Below are 653 nucleotides of genomic sequence, written 5' to 3'. Positions count from 1 at the left end.
TCCACCTTGCTCGATACCTGGAACGCGATCCGCGTCGGGATATTGGCCTTGATCAGCCCGGTAATCACGTCCACCGACGGTCGCTGCGTGGCCAGGATCAGGTGGATGCCGGCGGCGCGCGCCTTCTGCGCCAGCCGGGCGATCAGTTCCTCGATCTTCTTGCCCGCCACCATCATCAGGTCGGCGAACTCATCGACCACTACCACGATGAAGGGCAGGTGGCTCAGTGGCTCGGGGTCGTCCGGGGTCAGGGTGAAGGGGTTGGTCAGCTTCTGCCCGGCTTTTTCGGCCTCTTTCACCTTCTGGTTGAAGCCGGCCAGATTGCGTACGCCCAGTGCGCTCATCAGGCGATAGCGCTTTTCCATCTCGGCCACGCACCAGTTGAGCGCGTTGGCGGCGAGCTTCATATCGGTGACCACCGGCGCCAGCAGGTGCGGAATCCCGTCGTAGACCGACAGTTCCAGCATCTTGGGATCGACCATGATGAAGCGTACTTCGTCCGGGGTGGCCTTGTAGAGCAGGCTGAGGATCATGGCGTTGACGCCGACCGACTTGCCGGAACCGGTGGTACCGGCCACCAGCATGTGCGGGGCCTTGGCCAGGTCGGTGACGATGGGCTTGCCGGTGATGTCCTTGCCCAGCGCCATGGTCAG

The 653-nt window shown here is 63.2% G+C and carries 1 protein-coding gene; it reads right to left on the bottom strand.

What is annotated here, in order from left to right:
• Window positions 1-653: FtsK/SpoIIIE domain-containing protein (locus tag FAZ21_RS20090; protein WP_281279806.1), on the bottom strand; the 653-nt coding region annotated here is incomplete at both ends.

The sequence above is a fragment of the Chitiniphilus eburneus genome, assembly GCF_005048205.1.
Lineage (GTDB): Bacteria > Pseudomonadota > Gammaproteobacteria > Burkholderiales > Chitinibacteraceae > Chitiniphilus > Chitiniphilus eburneus.
This window is presented reverse-complemented; position numbering and strand designations above follow the sequence as displayed.